This is a genomic window from Clostridioides sp. ZZV14-6154, assembly GCF_020657785.1.
In the GTDB taxonomy this organism is placed as follows: Bacteria; Bacillota; Clostridia; order Peptostreptococcales; family Peptostreptococcaceae; genus Clostridioides.
Genome location: NZ_JAGWCY010000001.1, coordinates 1,188,626 through 1,206,839 on the forward strand (window position 1 = coordinate 1,188,626; position 18,214 = coordinate 1,206,839).

The 18,214-nt window shown below is 27.7% G+C and carries 19 protein-coding genes; all 19 read right to left on the bottom strand.

Annotated elements, in window-relative coordinates; all coding sequences use genetic code 11:
• A complete protein-coding gene (gene xseA / locus KGF45_RS05815; RefSeq protein ID WP_227841980.1) occupies nt 1–1,206 on the bottom strand; it encodes an exodeoxyribonuclease VII large subunit in 1,206 nt (401 codons plus the stop codon).
• Nucleotides 1,203–2,315, bottom strand: a complete 1,113-nt coding sequence (locus tag KGF45_RS05820; protein WP_227827112.1) for an O-sialoglycoprotein endopeptidase — start codon at nt 2,313–2,315, stop codon at nt 1,203–1,205. Before KGF45_RS05820 ends, xseA begins: the two co-directional genes overlap by 4 nt.
• Nucleotides 2,299–2,805 carry a transcription antitermination factor NusB gene (gene nusB, locus KGF45_RS05825; RefSeq protein WP_227827111.1) on the bottom strand — a complete coding sequence of 169 codons (507 nt, stop codon included), beginning with the start codon at nt 2,803–2,805 and terminating at the stop codon, nt 2,299–2,301. The genes KGF45_RS05820 and nusB overlap by 17 nt, the downstream gene beginning before the upstream one ends.
• 84 nt (nt 2,806–2,889) lie before the next feature.
• A complete protein-coding gene (locus tag KGF45_RS05830; RefSeq protein ID WP_227434121.1) occupies nt 2,890–3,252 on the bottom strand; it encodes an Asp23/Gls24 family envelope stress response protein in 363 nt (120 codons plus the stop codon).
• Nucleotides 3,253–3,361: 109 nt separating this feature from the next.
• Nucleotides 3,362–4,051 carry a SpoIIIAH-like family protein gene (locus KGF45_RS05835; RefSeq protein WP_227827110.1) on the bottom strand — a complete coding sequence of 230 codons (690 nt, stop codon included), beginning with the start codon at nt 4,049–4,051 and terminating at the stop codon, nt 3,362–3,364.
• A gap of 26 nt (nt 4,052–4,077) precedes the next feature.
• Nucleotides 4,078–4,632, bottom strand: coding sequence for a stage III sporulation protein AG (locus tag KGF45_RS05840; protein WP_227827109.1), 555 nt, complete (start codon nt 4,630–4,632; stop codon nt 4,078–4,080).
• Between the two features lie 11 nt (nt 4,633–4,643).
• A complete protein-coding gene (locus tag KGF45_RS05845; protein ID WP_227827108.1) occupies nt 4,644–5,255 on the bottom strand; it encodes a stage III sporulation protein AF in 612 nt (203 codons plus the stop codon).
• Nucleotides 5,256–5,314: 59 nt separating this feature from the next.
• Entirely contained in the window at nt 5,315–6,520 is a 1,206-nt protein-coding gene (gene spoIIIAE, locus KGF45_RS05850; protein ID WP_227434117.1) for a stage III sporulation protein AE, read from the bottom strand.
• 100 nt (nt 6,521–6,620) lie between these two features.
• Nucleotides 6,621–6,998 carry a stage III sporulation protein AD gene (gene spoIIIAD, locus KGF45_RS05855; RefSeq protein ID WP_227434329.1) on the bottom strand — a complete coding sequence of 126 codons (378 nt, stop codon included), beginning with the start codon at nt 6,996–6,998 and terminating at the stop codon, nt 6,621–6,623.
• 24 nt (nt 6,999–7,022) lie between these two features.
• On the bottom strand, nt 7,023–7,220 hold the full coding sequence (gene spoIIIAC / locus KGF45_RS05860) for a stage III sporulation protein AC (RefSeq protein ID WP_009888937.1): 198 nt from the start codon (nt 7,218–7,220) through the stop codon (nt 7,023–7,025).
• Between the two features lie 16 nt (nt 7,221–7,236).
• Entirely contained in the window at nt 7,237–7,758 is a 522-nt protein-coding gene (locus tag KGF45_RS05865; protein WP_227841981.1) for a stage III sporulation protein AB, read from the bottom strand.
• Nucleotides 7,748–8,716 (bottom strand): stage III sporulation protein AA, encoded by a 969-nt coding sequence (spoIIIAA, locus tag KGF45_RS05870; RefSeq protein ID WP_227841982.1) that lies wholly within the window; start codon nt 8,714–8,716, stop codon nt 7,748–7,750. The genes KGF45_RS05865 and spoIIIAA overlap by 11 nt, the downstream gene beginning before the upstream one ends.
• A gap of 199 nt (nt 8,717–8,915) precedes the next feature.
• Nucleotides 8,916–10,901 (bottom strand): fructose-1,6-bisphosphatase, encoded by a 1,986-nt coding sequence (locus KGF45_RS05875; protein WP_227827104.1) that lies wholly within the window; start codon nt 10,899–10,901, stop codon nt 8,916–8,918.
• A gap of 89 nt (nt 10,902–10,990) precedes the next feature.
• The gene (locus KGF45_RS05880; protein ID WP_227827103.1) at nt 10,991–11,530 is read right to left on the bottom strand and encodes a GNAT family N-acetyltransferase; all 540 of its coding nucleotides are present in this window, start codon (nt 11,528–11,530) and stop codon (nt 10,991–10,993) included.
• Between the two features lie 207 nt (nt 11,531–11,737).
• Nucleotides 11,738–13,051, bottom strand: a complete 1,314-nt coding sequence (locus tag KGF45_RS05885) for an APC family permease (protein ID WP_227827102.1) — start codon at nt 13,049–13,051, stop codon at nt 11,738–11,740.
• Between the two features lie 21 nt (nt 13,052–13,072).
• Entirely contained in the window at nt 13,073–13,798 is a 726-nt protein-coding gene (locus tag KGF45_RS05890; RefSeq protein WP_227840551.1) for a gamma-glutamyl-gamma-aminobutyrate hydrolase family protein, read from the bottom strand.
• 35 nt (nt 13,799–13,833) lie between these two features.
• Nucleotides 13,834–14,079 carry a TIGR03905 family TSCPD domain-containing protein gene (locus KGF45_RS05895; protein WP_227827100.1) on the bottom strand — a complete coding sequence of 82 codons (246 nt, stop codon included), beginning with the start codon at nt 14,077–14,079 and terminating at the stop codon, nt 13,834–13,836.
• A 230-nt stretch (nt 14,080–14,309) separates the two neighbouring features.
• Nucleotides 14,310–16,310 carry a sigma 54-interacting transcriptional regulator gene (locus KGF45_RS05900; RefSeq protein ID WP_227841983.1) on the bottom strand — a complete coding sequence of 667 codons (2,001 nt, stop codon included), beginning with the start codon at nt 16,308–16,310 and terminating at the stop codon, nt 14,310–14,312.
• 30 nt (nt 16,311–16,340) lie between these two features.
• Nucleotides 16,341–18,059 (bottom strand): diguanylate cyclase, encoded by a 1,719-nt coding sequence (locus KGF45_RS05905; RefSeq protein WP_227827098.1) that lies wholly within the window; start codon nt 18,057–18,059, stop codon nt 16,341–16,343.
• Nucleotides 18,060–18,214 lie beyond the last annotated feature (155 nt).

Consider the following 18,214-nt stretch of genomic DNA (forward strand, 5'->3'; position numbering starts at 1 on the left):
TTATACCTCTTTATTTTCAATTTTATCTATTATACATTCTAAAGTTCCATCTTTTAATACTATATCTATGTTATCTTCAGTTTTCAATCTTTTTATACTATTTATTACTTTTCCGTTTTTTTGAACTATACTATAACCTCTGTCCATAGTAGCTAATGGACTTAGGTTATGAAGTAATGCTCCAACCTTTATTAATTTTTCATCTTCTAATTTTAAACTATTTTCTATTCCAAAAATTATTTTATCATATATTTTATCTAATTGTATAACTTTATCTTTTATTGTGTAAGAATCTAAATAGTTATTTATTTTATTAAACACTGATTCTAACTTGTATTGGTCTAATTCAACTTGGTTTATAAGAGACTTGTTCAGTCTGCTTTTTATATTCCCAAGTTTATATTTTATATCCTCTAATGATGGAGTTGCAATCTCAGCCGCTGCTGATGGTGTTGGAGCTCTCATGTCAGATACAAAATCACAAATAGTAAAATCAGTTTCATGCCCAACTGCTGATATTACTGGAATTTGAGAGTTAAAAACTTCTCTTGCTACCATTTCATCATTAAAAGACCAAAGTTCTTCTATTGAACCCCCGCCTCTACCAACTATAACTGTATCCACATTCTTCATATGATTAAAAAATCTAATTGCTTCACATATTTCTTCTGCTGACTTATCTCCTTGAACAGTTACTGGATAAAGCTTTATATTGACTTTTGGATATCTTCTTTTTATTACATTTATTATATCTCTTATAACAGCTCCTGTTGGAGATGTTATAACTCCAATTGAATTCGGCATTCTAGGTATAGGTATTTTGTATTTAGAATCAAACAAACCTTCCTTATTAAGTTTTTCTTTTAATTTGTTAAATTCTATGTGTAAATTCCCAATTCCCTCTATTTCAATTTCGTTAATATATAATTGATATGCACCATCTCTTTCATAGACTGATATATATCCACTAGCTACAACCTTTACTCCATTGTCTAATTTTAGATTACGATTAAAATTACTTTTAAAAATTACACAGTTTAGCTTTGAAGTTTCATCCTTTAATGATAAATAAACATTTCCACTACTATGTATTTTAAAATTAGAAATTTCTCCCTTGACTTTAAGATTAGAAAGTATTGGGTCATTTATTAAAATTCTTTTAATATATGAATTTGCTTCGCTTATATCTAAAGCTCTTAGTTTCATATTTTTTCTCCTAAAAAGTTATTCAATCCTATTATAGCACACCCAACAGCATTATCAGTTGAATATTGTGGCTCTGTAAAATGAGCTTTTATACAATTTCCCCTTAGTTTTAAACTTAATTCTTTAAGGATATACTTACTTGCAGAAACTCCACCTGCAAAAACTACTTCTTCTACATTGTAAGCTTCACACAAATATATTAAAGATTTAAACATGTTTCTAACTATTGAATCCAGCACTAATTTAGATATATATTCTTTTTTATCTTTATTAATATCATCTCTATTGTCATCTATAATTTTATTCACCTGATTTTCTAATCCAGATAAATTCATATATCCATCTCTTACAGAAGTTTTTAGACCACTTTCTATTTTTAGATTACAATTTAAAGCATTTTCATCTAGATATTTTCCTGAAGGGAATTTATATCCTAACTTGACACCTATTCTGTCTATAAGTTGTCCAAAGCTAATATCTTTACTTCCTCCAATTATATTTATATTATATCCAAAATTATTGTATAACTTACTTTTACCATCTTTTTTAGTATTTATTTTAGCTATTGCATCTAAATTTATTTTATTACTTATTTTAGTTATTACATCTAAATCTTTGTCATTTGTATCATAATTATTATCATGCTTAGTTATCAAAAGTATCTCTGTTGTACCACCTGACATATGAACAGAAATAAATTTGTTATTATTTTTCAATTTACTATTTAATAAACTAGCCTCAATATGATTTTCCTGATGAGTAGTTTCATAAAATTTACATCCATGTATACTTGACAGTAACTTTCCAAAATTGTACCCAACATTAAATACAGGCATGTATGAACTTTCAACTGGTCTAGGCTTAATAGATGAACAAACTCCTTCTATGACAAATTTATCCCCAAATGATTTTATCCTATCACTAAGTAATCCTAAATTATTTACGTGTTGAAACACAGCTTCACTCTGTCTCAATCCTTTTGAATTTGCCTTTACTTCTAGCATTATTTTTTCATTAAAAATAACTTTCTTCTCTAAAGAGATAGCTGCTATAGAAGTAGTATAGCAGCTAGTATCAATTCCAATTATTATATTATTGTCCAATTTCATCAACAACACTTCCTAATATTCCATTTATAAATTTAGGTGATTTATCATCACAATATATCTTTGCAAGTTCCACAGCTTCATTTATTGATACTTTATTAGGAGTGTCTAAATAAACTATTTCACACACTGATAATCTAAGTATAGACACATCTACCTTTGGCATTCTATCTACTGTCCAATTTTTAGCATGCTTATTTATTAATTCATCTATCTTATCATGATTCTCTCTTAGTGCTTTACATACTGTATTTATATATTCTCTATCTATTATATCTTCAAGTTTAGTATCTTCTAATTTTAATTTTGCATTATTTGAGTACTTAAGTGTAAGTTCTTCATATCTATTTATAATATGTTCTGAATTATCTTTTAAGAAAGAATCTACTTTATCGTCTAAACCTTCAAATTCCTCTTTATTAATATTTATTTGGTATATAAGTTTCATTATATATTCCCTTGTTGTACTTTTTTGTGCCCTATCTTTTTTCATCAATTAAAATTCTCCTTTAAGTTTAATTATCTATATAAAATCAAATGCCAACAAAAAACCCTCTGACTTTTCAGAGGGCTAATATTAATTTTTCTTAGTTGCTTTTACTTCTTCTTTATCAACTTTATCTTTCTTAAAGCTGATTCCTTGAATGTGTATATTTACTTGAGAAACCTTCAGTCCTGTCATTGTCTCAACAGTATTTTTTACATTTTCTTGAACTTTAAAAGCTGTATCTGGTATTGACATGCCATATTTTATCATAACCATTACGTCTAAATTAACATCCTCTTCCTCTATTTGTATTTTTACTCCATTATTTTTTAACAACTTATCTGTTAATGTTGCTGTAGTTTCTATGCCCTCAACTTCTAATGCTGCTAAACCAGCTATTGTAGCTATTACATCATTAGATATTTTTACTTGTCCAAATTTATTATCTTCCATATTAAAACTTACCTCCTGATTTTAAGGAACTATTTTTATAAGTATAATAATACCAAATACAACTCTACTTTGCAAGAAAATAACCTCAGTTAATTCTGAGGTTTATAATTTACTTAGTATTATTATTTGTAAGTTTAATATTTTCATACTTTACATTAGCTTGTTCTGCAACCAAATCAAATATTTTTGCTGCATCTTTCTTATCTAACTTAGCTTCATTTACAACAACATTGACTTTGCTATCACTTATATAAACTAATGCTTCTTCATATCCTTTTGTACTCAAAAGATTTTCTATTTGAAGTTCCTTTTCTTGAGTTTTAACTATATTTAATTTCATATTAGAAGCTTCTTTTCTAGATTCCTCTGTTGTAGATGGATTATTTATCATTTCATTTAAATCTTGAACTAATTCATTTCTTTGTTTTTCTCTATTCATTTTCATATCTAAAATATAAGATGCTTTTTTCATATTCTTTTCAGATGATAATTGAGCTTTTATTTCCTTACTTGTTTCAGTTACTTTTTCCTTCACCTTACTAGCCTTACTATCAACTATATCAATGTCAGCACTCTCTTTGCTATCTTGTTTATTTGTCGCATCTGAATCTTCTTTGTTGCTACTATCACTATCATCAGTAGTATTTTTCTGTAATTGAGCTTCTTCGTATGCTTTAAATTCTTTTGATGTTTCTAGTAAAGATTTCTTACTAAGTTGATAGTTTACTGTTCCTACTATTACTAACATTGCAGTTAAAGTTATTATTACAAATCCTCTTCCCTTATAATTAAACTTCATTCATTTATCCCCCCGGTTATATGTATTTATTTAGAATATATTTCTACTTGATGACCTGCTACTTGTAATGATGTTTGAACTGCACTATAAAGTGTTTCTTTGACATTTGGATTGCTAGCTCCACTTGCTACTACTATCACTCCTTTTATCTTTGGCTCTGTAGTTTTTATAACTACAGGGTCACTTGAATTTGAAGTTATCATTGTTTTATTTTCACTTGAAGTTGTAACTGTTCTTTCTCCACCTTGTGCATCTTTCTCTTCTGTTGTTTCTGTTGTTTGATTTGAATTAAAAGCAGGTTGTATTTCTTCACTTGACTCAAATGTAATCATTACATCAACATCTCCTGCTCCATCAATTTTAGATAGTATTGTTGTTAATTTTGATTCTAAATCGTCTTTTTCATGTTCCTTAGCAACTTGTTTTTCAGTCTTTTTGTCAGCATCTGTTTTTCCAACTTTTTTATCAGTTTTGCTACTTGGAAAACAAGATAATAGTACTAATGACACTACACATATTCCAGCTATAGTTATTAGTGAATATACCTTTCTCTTATCTTTGTCGTTTAAGTTTTTAAACATTCTTCCAACTCCTATTTATCAATTTGTATAGTTTCTATAGAAACATCAAGCACTTTTATTAGGTCATTTTTTAGTTTGTCTTCATTTAGATTCAGTCCATACTCTGTACCTTTTTTAAAAACTTGTTTAGAATTTTCTTTGTCATTAGAGTTTATGCTATCTTCATCTCCTTTAGTACTATTATTTTTATTTTCTTCATCACTATTGCTATTTGACATATCATTTTTTTCTTTTATTTTTATATTATTTATATTTGCACCATTAAGCTCTATATCTTCTAAATCATAACCATATTCATCAAGCTTTAGCTTAAGCACTTCTTTTAAACCATCTTCATACCCCTTAGACAAGCCAGTATTCCCAGTCTCTTCTGCTAAAGCATTTGTACTATCTACATATTCCTTATTGTAATTTCCCATAGATTTTAAAACTCTATCTTCTAAGCTCATATCTTTTGAAAAAAATCCTACCACTGGAGTTATTACAATAAATACAAATATAAAATTTAACACCAAGTTCACATATGGCTTTATCTTGGAACTAGGTAAAATCATATCAACTATATTTACTATAAATGCTCCTATTAAAATACTAACTATCCATGCCTTTATGCCCTCTAACATAGCATCCTCCTCTCTAAAACATTTAGATTAAAAGTAATTACTATTTATTAATCTATACATTATCCTTGACTTACTACACTTATCGAGGTCAAAATAGCTACAGTCACAAAGAACATTATTGTTATAGCAATTACTGATGCTAACATTATTATCATTAGATTTGCGACTTCATTTAAAAAATTTGATATTCCATCTTCTCCAACAGGCTCTACAATTATTGCTGCCAATTTATATACCACTATTACGGATAAAATTTTTATCACTGGAAGTAAACAAATCCCAATGAGTAAGATAAGTCCTATTCCACCAAATATATTTTTTATAAGTTGAGATGAAGATAGTAAAATATCCACAGAATCTGATACAAATCCACCCACAACTGGTATAAAGTTACCTATAGCAAACTTCGCAGTTTTTACACTGAATTTATCAAAACTAGTTACATATAACCCTTGTATAGATACAAGTCCTAAATATACGGTAAACATAGCCCCAATAGAAACATAATTTATTTGTTTGACAAAAGAAAAAAATCTTTTCAGCCTTATGTTTTTTGATAAATTATTTATTATTAGAATTCCAAATGCAACAGTTACTGATACAAATAAAAATTTCTTGAAAAACACATTTATAAATGTCACTCCCCCTATAAAAATAGGATTTAAAGTGGTAGATGTTATTGGAAATCCAATTAAAAGTAAAAATGTTATTAGTATTGGCATTATGACTTGCATAAGACCTACAGTATGGTCTATTGCATCATAGCAAATTTGTAGTACATCTTTAAATCCAATTAAAGTGAGCGATACCATTGTGATAAATATTATATACGTTGCTATTTGACTAACTGCACCTGATGAAAAAGAATTCTCTAAACTTTTTAAAATAGAAGACAATAAAGCTAATACTAAAATTACTGCCACTACCTTTAAACTTGCTTTAAACTCATCAAACATCAATATCTTCAGTCCATCTTTATTAAATAAATCTAAAATATTTTTTTCTCCACTAATTAAGTCTTTTACAAACGATTTTAAATTAACATCATTAATGACTATTTCTTTATTTATATAATCTTGAATTTCATTTATATCTAGCTTGTCTAACTGACCATCAATATATTTATCTATGCTACTCTTAGCTTCACCATATTCTTTATCTTCGCTACTTGGAACCTCATTAGCGAATATTATAATGGCAAAGATATTTACAAAAAAGAAAGTCAATACAAATCCCATAATCATTGGTAAAAATCTTTTTTTCATAAGCAACCATGCCTCTCTTCACTCTATAAACCTCAATACAACAAAATATCCTTTAAATAACAACTAATATATCTATAGCTATCTACCTCAACATAAATAACTATGGAATTATATTCACCACCATTTCTACAATGGATAAAAGTATAGGGAAAGACATTGACATAACTATTATTTTTCCTCCAAACTCTAGTTTTGAAGCAATGTTTCCTTCCCCACAATCTTTACAAAGTTGTATTGCAAATTCCATTAAATATGCTATTCCAATTAATTTTATTATTAAAGATATATACATAGTTGGAATATTAGCTTTATTAGCTAAATCTTGTATGCTATCTATTATAAAATTTAGCTTAAACATAACTGATAATAATATTGTTACTCCAGTTATTATTGCTATGAAATTTGCTATCTCTGGTCTATCTTTTTTTATTACTAAACAGAGTGTAGTTGAAATGATTGCAATTCCTATTAATTGCATTATTTCCAAATTACTCCCTCCTCTTTAGTAAAGTTGAAACATTGTTCTTACAGTATTAAATAAATCACTTATTTCTGTTATTACCATTCCCAACACGATTATTACACCCGCCAAAGTAGTAAGTCCAGCCCAATCTTTTCTGTCTGTTTTTTCCAATATCATATTCAATACTGATATTAGAATACCTACACCTGCAACCTTTAATATCAATGATATCTCCATAATAAACCTCCCCATATTAAATCAATATAATACATATACCTATGCCTATAAATGTTACTAATTTTTTATATAGTAACCCTTTTTTACTTATGTCTTCTTTTGTTTCATAGGTTTGTTTTTTCAGATTTTCTATAGATAAATCTATCATTCTTTGTTGGGACTCTATATCACTTTTTCCCAATGTAAGAATTAGATTTTTTAATTCCTCAATTTCTTTACTTCCAAGATAAGTTTCTTTAACTAAAATTTCAGTATTCTCTGATATTATCTCTTCTAAAGTTTTGCTTTGTTCATTGTGAAGTTCTTCTGAGATTTGATAGAAAAAATACCAAAAACAAAAGTCTTTATTGCATCCTATCCTTCTAAAAATTTCTTCTAATGTATAAAGCCCAAAAGATAAATCCATCCTTAATATTTCTAAAACTCTTATTAAATCATTTAGCTGTTTGTGTCTTCGTGTATAGGTTTTGTATATATGCTCACCTATCAAATAACTACTTCCTATTAAGAGTGCTATAATAATTATCTTAATTTGCAAAGTACCATCTCTTTTCTTCTAAATCATAAATTTTTTCAATTGTCCCTGCACCTTTCTTAGCAGAAAGAATTATAACTTTTTTAAACAATTCTTTGTCTAAGAGTCTGTTTAGCTCTTTTCTATTTTGTATATCGTCCATTGAATCTCCATGTACAGTAGTTATTAATCCAATACCTCCATTTAATGCTGTATATAATGCCTTTATTTCTTTCTCACTTCCAATTTCATCTGTCACGATAACATTTGGCGACATGGACCTTAAAAGCATTGTAATACCCAAATCTTTTGGGCAAGTCTCTATTATGTCAGTCCTTATTCCAACATCCATCTGTGGAATACCTAAGTAAGCCCCTGCTATCTCATTACGTTCATCTACTAGTGCTACCTTCAATCCTTTAAATCCATATTCCTCATTACCATTACTTAAATTTCTTACTATATCTCTAATTAAAGTTGTCTTTCCACATTGAGGTGGTGATATTATCAAGGTATTATTAATTTGATTTTTACCTTTTATTATATGACTTAAAATCTTATTTGAACATCCTATGACTTCTCTTGATACTCTTATATTTAAAGATGATATGTGTTTTATATTTTTGACTTGTCCATCTTCTACTATTACTTTTCCAACTAACCCTACTCTATGGCCTCCTCTCAAAGTTATAAATCCTTTTTTTATATCATCCATAAATGAATGTATTGAGTATTTACATATTATTTGAAAAGTTTGCTCTATATCTTCCCTTGTCACTATATATGAATCGTGCTGATTTAAATCAAGTACCATAGTTTTTTTATTATAAAAATAATCTTTAGAGTTTGCATTTAGTATCAATGGTTTTTGTGAACGTAATCTAATTTCTTCTATGTTTAGATTATTGTTTGAGATTTTTTCTACCTTCTCTCTTATGTTTGTAGAAAGAGAGTTTATTATTTCATCTGAAAGTTTATTCATTTCTTGTCCTCCTCCTTTGTTTATATAATTCTATTTATAAAGGACAAGGAATATTACCAAAACATATATAATTTTTTTAATAATATTTATCTATAAAAAAATGAACCCTATTGTTTAGGATTCACTTAGTAAGTAAATTATTATAAAAATAAAAACTAAGACCACTCTCAAGCATAGAGTCGTCTTAGTTTTTTATTGTTTACATTTCTTTTATTAGCCCTTTTTTATAGGCCATTAAAAGTAATTTTAAGTCTTCTATTTCTTCTTGTATTTTTAGACCCTCATCAGTATCTCTCACCATTTTTCTCTTTGCCTTATGCTCTACTACAACAGTTGTCGATAAGATATCGCTTTCATTTGCAATAGCCTCCTCAGCAGAATTAAATGGTTCATGTGATACTAGTTGTAAAGTTCTAGAATTATATATCAAAGTGTATCCAGCTATACCAGTAGTTTTTTGATATGCTCTAGAAAAACCACCATCTATAACAAGAATTTTTCCATTAGCTTTTATTGGGCTCTCTCCATTTTTACTTTCTACAGGAACATGCCCATTTATTATATGTGATTCGTCAAGTTCTAAATCAAATTCTTCAAATATTCTTTCACAAGCAACATCACTTTCTCTAAGCTTAAAATATGGATTCTTATTTTCTTTATGAGTTTCTTTTTCTGCTATAAAATATCTCTCAAATGTAGTCATATCGTCTTTTCCAAATAATGATGAACATTTTCCAGTCCACAAATACCACATAATATCCATACCATATAATTTTTCTTCTGCTTTATCCTTAAAGAAAAAACCTTCTCTTGCTAGAGATTCCATCTTATCCATAAGGATTTTACCTTTATATTCTTTTCCCATTATATTCATAGACATAAAACTTCCATCTTCATTCAATGGGACACATCCATGAATTAATAAATTTGAGTTTGCCTTTAAATATATGCTTCCTTTAGAAAATAAAAATGAAACATGCTTTTGTAATTTTTCGCTACCTCTAAATGAAGACACTAATTTTTCAATAACATTTTTTTCTTCAATACTCAATTTATATGGGTCTTTTTTATCTATTGTAGGCAAATAAGTATCTTTTAGTTTATATGTCTTTCCTTTTAAGGTAATTGTTCCCTCTTCATAATTTATCATGTTAAGCAAAAGCCTATGCTCCATTTCAAACTCAGGTCTTCTTTTTATCACTTCACCTTCAAGTTTAAATTGAATTATACTTATTGCCTTGTGCATTTTTGCCATTAAAGACTTTTCTGTTGTTGTAACACTTTGGTCATTAATCTTAGGAATAAATTCTTTACATGGGTCATCTTTATACATTTCTATTGCAAAAGTAGCTAAAGGTAATAAATTTATCCCATATATATCTTCTACAATATCTAGGTTTGCATATCTAGCTGAAATTCTAAGTGCATTTGCTATACAAGTTTTTTCACCTGATGCTGCGCCCATCCATAGTATGTCATGATTTCCCCACTGAATATCTACACAATGATGTTCAATAAGCTTATCTACAATTATATCTGGTCTCGGTCCTCTATCATAAATATCACCTATGACATGTAGTCTGTCAACAACTAACTTTTGTATAACTGTGGAAATTGCAATTATAAACTCTTTAGCTATCCCTATATCAACTATTGTCTCAACTATACTTTTATAGTATTCTTCTTTATGTTCACTTTTAATGTGTTCATGTAAAAGTTCTTCTATTATGTATTTAAAATTTTCTGGTAAAAGTTTTCTAACTTTTGACCTAGTGTATTTGCTAGAAGCGTACTTACAAAGCTCTATAAGTCTATAGATATTTATCCTATAAAAATCATCTATATTTTCCTCTTGTTTAATTATTAAGTCTAGTTTTTGCTCAGGATAGTATACAAGAGTTGCTAGCATCTTTTTTTCACTATCTCTTATTGTATTTGAAAATAATTCTTCTATTTTTCTCTTTATTACACCAGAACCATTTTTTAAAACATGTACAAATGGCTCATATTCACCATGTACATCTGTTATAAAATGTTCTGTTCCCTTTGGAAGATTTAATATAGCCTCTAAATTTATTATTTCCGTACTTGCTTTCGATATGCTCGGATATTGTTTTGATAATAACTTTAAATATTTAAGTTTACTATTTAAATATTCATCTGATATTTTACACAGATTTTTCATAATTCGTCCTCCAAAATTATATTAAGTTATATTCTTTCTTTGATTATACCATACTTAATATGATTTTTTCGAGATAAAATGTACACTAATTATATTCCTAATAAAAGTGACATCCCTATTAAATCAGTATAAACACCATTATAATAACACTCTTTCTTTAATATACTTTCTACTTCAAATCCAACTCTTTTGTATAATTCTATAGCATTATGATTTTCTTCATTAGTAACAAGAGTTATTTTCTTAGTTATTCCATTTGATTTACACCATTCTATAAGGTCTAACATAAGTCTTTTACCTAATCCAGCTCCCCAGTATTTTTCTTTAACAACAATTCCTAAAACTCCAACATGCTTTCCTTTTGCTTTTTGGTTGGAATCAATTGTAGCAATACCAGCTATCTCTCCATCTATAAATGCGATTAATTTTATTGAGTTATCAGATGCTTTTGCTGATTCTATAGAATTTTCTTGGTCTTCTAAAGATATTTTATATTCATCTTTCCCAAATGAAAGAAAATGAGTTTCCCCGCCTACTTCATTATAAAAATCTATAATAGCTTGGGCATCTTCTTTTACGCCTTCTCTAATAGATACTTCTATACCATTCTTTAAAGTTATTGCTGACATAAATTTACCTCCTAACAAGTTTTTTATCTAATAAACATAATACTATTATTTTACCTCTATTACAATATTTTTCATGTATTAATAACAATATAAGGTTATACTAAAATAAAAATTTAATAATATTTTAATATAACCTTATATATATTTGTTTATATTTAATTTTTTGATAATATTCCTCTGATAGTCAAATAATATTTACAATATAATTTAAATAACTTTCTTTAAATCTTCTCCATAAACCTTTCTATTATAGGACTTCATTATAAAGTATAGTGGTACTCCAACTGCTAATGCTCCTAATCCCATAACTAATTGGTGCATAGACGCTTGGAATAGTAACCATGTACCAACACACACTGCAATTAAAGGAATTACTGCTCCAAATGGAGTTTTAAAAGTTCCTACTAATTCTGGTCTTTTCTTTCTAAATACTAATACTGATAAAGAAGTAGGTATATATTGTATAAATCTGGCAACTGCACTTATTGCTGCTAATTCAGCAAAACTTCCAGACAAAGCTATTGGTATAGTAATTATCATAGTTGCTATTATCGCTACATATGGTGTACCATTTTTATCTTTTCTTGCAAACATTCTTGGTAACATCTTGTCATCAGCTAAGGCTACACAGCTTCTTGGATTTACAAAAGCACCACACATACAAATTCCACCAACAGAAACTAATGTACCAAAAGTAACTAATCCTGCTCCCATATTTCCAAAACATATTCTCGCCGCATCTGCAACAGGGGTAGCTGTACTAGATAATTTATCTCCTAATATACCAACACACACAACTTGATTTAATATATATATTATTGATGCAATTACTATTACACTTATAATTGCTATAGGTATATTTTTTTGAGGATTCTCCATATCTTCTGCTGCCACTGCTATAGATTCAAACCCTGTAAATGAATAAAACATTAAAAGTGCTGCTGCTCCAAATTCTGTAACTCCTGCTCCTGGTGGTACCATTGTTGAATTAGTAAAATTAGCTCCTTTTATAAAAAATACACCTATCACTATAAATAATACCAATGGAATTAGTTTACCTACTGTTATAACATTTTGTACAATTTTTGATAAAGATACACCTAATAAATTTATAATTGTAAGCCCAACTATCATAGCTACTATTATAATTTTTTGTATATGTGGGTCACCTGCAGGAGCCCATACTGCTGATAAAGATGTAGGAAAACCTACTATTAATGCTCCCCAAGAAATACATCCTATTACCCATTTCATAAGACCTACTTCAAATCCAAAAAAATCTCCAAACGCTTCTTTGGTATACACATATGCAGCACCATTTTTATTAAATTTACCTGCCACTTCAGCAAAACAAAACGCCATAGATAAAACCAATAACATATCAAACATATATACAAATATACTCGCAACACCAAATGCTTTCATTGCGTTTCCTGGTAATAGGAAAACTCCCGCTCCTACAACTGCATTAATACCTAAAAGTATAATACTTATTAATCCCATTTTATTTTTTTCGTTCATGTTTAATCCCTCCAAGGTATATTATAAAGTTGAGCAAATATTTACGAAATATTTAAACAACTTTTCCATTTTATTACAATAATCTACCATCATTTCTGGATGCCACTGTATTCCTACTACAAAATTTTCATCCTCTTTTTCAATAGCTTCTATTATACCATCTTTTGAGTATGCTATGGCTTTTAATCCTTTACCAAGTTGTTTAATACTTTGATGATGATAACTATTTGTAAGTAATTGTTTTCCTAAAATACCTTCTAAAATACTTCCTTCTTGAACATCTACCTTATGAGTAGCTACATGTCTTTTAGAAGATTGTGTATGTTTTATGTAACTTCCTTCAACAAGATTATTATCTTGATATAAAGTTCCACCTAGACTTACATTTAATATTTGTAGCCCTCTGCATATACCTAGTATTGGCTTTTTAAGTTCTAAAGCTATACTTATAGCAATTAAATCAAATTCATCTACTTCAGGATATATAAATGTTGTTTCTTCTCTTGTTTCTTCACCATATAATTGAGGATTAACATCCCATCCTCCAGATATTAAAACTCCATCAACCATCTCAATCTGTCTCTTTATAACTTCTCTATCTGTATTTACTGGAATAATAACTGGGCTACCTCCTCCCTTTAATACTGCATTTATATAATCATTATTTACATAGGATCTTTCAAGCCCAGGAAACATTCCATTTTCCATTATTATCAGATTTCCTAAAATACCTATTACTGGTTTCATAATTAAACTCCTAACTAGTTGATTGTTTTATGTACTTATTTTTTATTTATATAACTCTCTAGTGCTAGAGAAAGTTGGTCTGGACAAGATGTTGGTTTTGTTTTGCACTCTATTCCTTTTAGTTTTTGAATTACATTTTCTATATTCATACCTTCAACTAATACTTTTAATCCTTTTAAATTTCCATCACATCCACCAACAAAATTTACATTTGTAACTTTGTCATCTTTTACCTCAAATTCAATTTCTGTAGCACAAGTCCCTGTTGTTTTGTATTTCATAATTAAACCTCCCAATTATTTTGTTGTCTTATCTCTATAATTAGCAATATATATGCCAAAATTTATACTTTACGTTTATTTATTATTTATCAAGTATTCACAATGGTTCCATCAAATATTTTTTTATTTCTAGCTATAAATACAAATTTTTTTGCAAATAAAAATAGGTAATGGGTTATTTACTTATAACCTATTACCTATCTAAACCTATTGTCTAAACCTATTTATATTTAATTTATATTGTTGTAAAACTTTATACCTTCTTGTGTTATTTGACTTCCACATCTTCCAGATTTAGATGATATGTATCCACACTCACTCAAATAAGACAATACTTTTCTTACTTTACTTTCAGATATTTCAATACCTTCCTCTGTAAGTTTTTCTATTATAAAACCTCTTCCAACTCCAGAAGTTAAATCTTTTCTTTCATATAGTATTCTAAGTATATATTCAAATTCTTTTTTTGTATAACTAACCCCGTCATCAAAACTACTAATATATTCGGTCTTTATATAGGGTGGAAGGTCATCTTTAAAAACCATACTCTCACACATTAAACTTACATAAGAAGCAACATTTTGTAACTCTCTTATATTTCCTGGCCAATTGTATTTTTCTAGAATAACCTCAACTTCAGGAGAAATTTTTATGTTCTTTTCCAAAAAGAAGTTCATAAGAGTTATTATATCTTCTTTTCTATACCTTAATGATGGTATATCTATTGGTAGTACATTCAGCCTATAATACAAATCTTCTCTAAATTTACCTTCTCTAATCATTTTAGGTAAATTTTTATTTGTTGCAGCTATAATTCTAACATCTATATTTATAACATTATGAGAACCTATAGGCATAACTTGTTTTTCTTGAAGTACTCTAAGTAACTTTGTCTGCAATAATGGAGGCATATCTCCAATCTCATCTAAAAATATAGTTCCATTATTTGCAAGTTCAAATAAACCCTTTTTCCCTTCTCTTAATGCTCCTGTAAAAGAACCTTTTTCATAGCCGAATAACTGGCTTTCTAATAAGCTATCTGGAACTGCAGCACAATTAACTGCTATAAAGGGCTGATTACTTCTATTAGAATTATTATGAATTGATTGGGATAATAATTCTTTACCAGTTCCACTTTCTCCTATTATTAAAACAGAGAGATCTGATTTAGATATTTTTTTAGCTAACTCTATACACTTTGTCATCTTTTTATTCTTAGTTTTTATATCTTTAAATGTGTACTTTGCTATTTGCCCTTGCTCTCTTAATTTATTAGTAAGATTTTGTTCTAATTTTTTTATATATGTTATCTCTTGTAAATTGTAGTATATACCAGCTTTATTACCCATAGAAAATATATTTTTTTTATTTACATTTATATATTTCTTATTTGTAAATACAACTTCATCGATAATCTCTTTATCTTCAAGTAGAATCTGCAAATCTTTAGAGATAATATCTCTTATGTTTTTTCCTCGTATATTTCTGTCTATACCTAAAATTTTTAACACTTCTTTATTAAATGTATTTACAACACCATCTATTGAAGTAAATATTATTCCATCCTTTGACAAATTCAATATAACATCTTGTTCTTCTATTTTTAGAAATAATTGTCTATAATTGTCTTTGACACCATTATCTAAACTTATTAGACGTTCAGAATATGCCATCAGATTTTTCCTTATTTCCTTGACATCAATTTTAAGACCATTTATTATTTCTATAAAAGTAGATATATCAATGCACCTATTTCCTAAATCAATTACCTTATTTATATAATTTGGTACTTTTTGGGTTACTCCAGGCGTTATGGCTATATCTATATTTTCATAAGTTTGGCCTTCAATATATGGAGTAAGCTTTAAATTTTTTACTCCTATCTTATAAAATAGACTTATTGTCTCTAGTGTAGTTTCTTTTGTATCATTTACAACTAACACTTCTGTTCCATATGGTATTGAAAACAATCCATATATTTCTTTTTCTTTAAAGGTTCTTCTCACAACTATAATTTTACTATCTTGTACTAAATGCTTTCTCATGCTATTTAATCTATCATCATTCATTACTAAAACAAAATCGCCTTGTATTTTATCATCATCTTTCAAATTTTCTAAATAATAGTGATTTATATCAAGATAGTTTCCTAAAACCAATCGTATATTTTCTTCCAAGAAAGATGATAATTTAGTTATCTTATCAGTTACTATAGCTATTGATTGTTTCATATTTATACCTCATATCTATATAATATACAATTATTTGTACACTACTTTATTTCTTCCAAGCTGTTTTGCTTTATATAGATTTTTATCTGCTTCTTCTAATATATTTTTGCTGTCAGAGATATGGGATATACCTGCACTTATAGTTACAGTTACCTCTTCACTCCATTTTTTATTTGCAATTGCATTTCTTATATTGTCAATTATATCAAACACTTCTTCTCCAGACTTATCTCTTATTAATACAGAAAACTCTTCTCCACCATATCTAAATACTTTATCTTCTTGCTCGAGCATAACACAAATAGTATTTACTATACCCTTTATGACAACATCTCCAAATTTATGTCCATAATTATCATTTATAAGTTTAAAATTATCTATATCTATCATTACAAGTGCAAAGTTATCATCTTTTTCTTTGTATTTATTATACATAATATCAAAACTTTTCCTATTATAAACATTTGTAAGTCCATCATGTAAATTTTGTGCTTTAAAGTATTTCAGTCTAGTATATAAAAAAGTAGAACCCAATGTAATAATTAAAATTACACTAAATAATATTTTATAAGATTTAATTTCTTTTTTATTTTTTTCAAAAAACTCACTTTCACGTGATACCTTGTCAATTATATAAAAGCTAATTTCTGAATCTCTTATACTTTTGTTCTCCTTATACTCATTTATTAATATCTTCTGATACTTATTTACAGAGTTTACATTCCCTTGTTTCTCATATATATTTAATATTTCATTTAAAGTTTTTATTTTCTCTTGAGTTAACTTTCTTTTAGTAGATATCTCTAGACTTTTTTTATAATTATCTATTGCAGAATCATAATTTTTACTTTTATATTCCAAATTTCCCATTGCCATATAATAATACATATCTTTATCTAATATGTGAACTGATTTATCATATTTTATAAGATAATTAGCTCTTTCTAAAAGAGTCTTTGCCTTTGATATATCATTTTTTCCTACATATGCATTTGCCTGCATTATAGAAGCCATTATTTCAAAATCATTGTAATCATCTATGTTTACAAACTTCTTATAGTCTTTTACATTGCTACATGTCTCAATAGCTTTATCATATTCTCCCAACTCTACATATATTTCTGCTAAATTTATAAGAGCATATAATCTAACCATTCCATTTTTTTCATCTTCATCAACATCTATCTTAAAAGAATCCTTTATTAATTTTTCTGCTGTTTCATATCCACCTACCTTTAAAAGTATGCTCGCCAAATCAACATCTAGTCTTGCTTTTTCATAATTATCCCCTAATTTCTCAGCCAATTTTATAGACTTTACAGTTAAGTCTACTGCTCTAGAATAATTATTATCCATTATGTACACTGATGCTAGTCTTTTTTCTATACTAAATCTACATTCATCGGATAACTTTACATCTGATGTTCTCATCTTTTCTAACGAATCAATAACTATCTTCGTTCCATCTGGCACATATGAAATAGTCTTTAACATATCCCACACTTCATTATATACTTTATTGTATTTTTTTTCTGGGATAGATTCAAAAGAAGTTTTGACCACTTTCTTTGCTTCATCATACTTCTTATCCGACACAAGACTTTCAGACATATATTTTCCCTTATTTATAATTTCTCTTTCTTTAAGTCCATTTTGGTCATATCCTATAAACAAAATAATACTAATAAGTATTATAGCTATAAAAATTATCTTTTTGGGTAACCTTTTTTTTGGTAGTCTAAAATTCAAAATTTTAGCCCTCCTTCTGTGTATTGTAGAATAAAAACTTGCATGTATATAACCTCTCAATAATTTATGATACAATATATCAAAATGATTTACAACATGTGCTAGAATTAAATTTTAATAAAAAAGTTCCCTAAATTAGAATAAATGTCTAATTT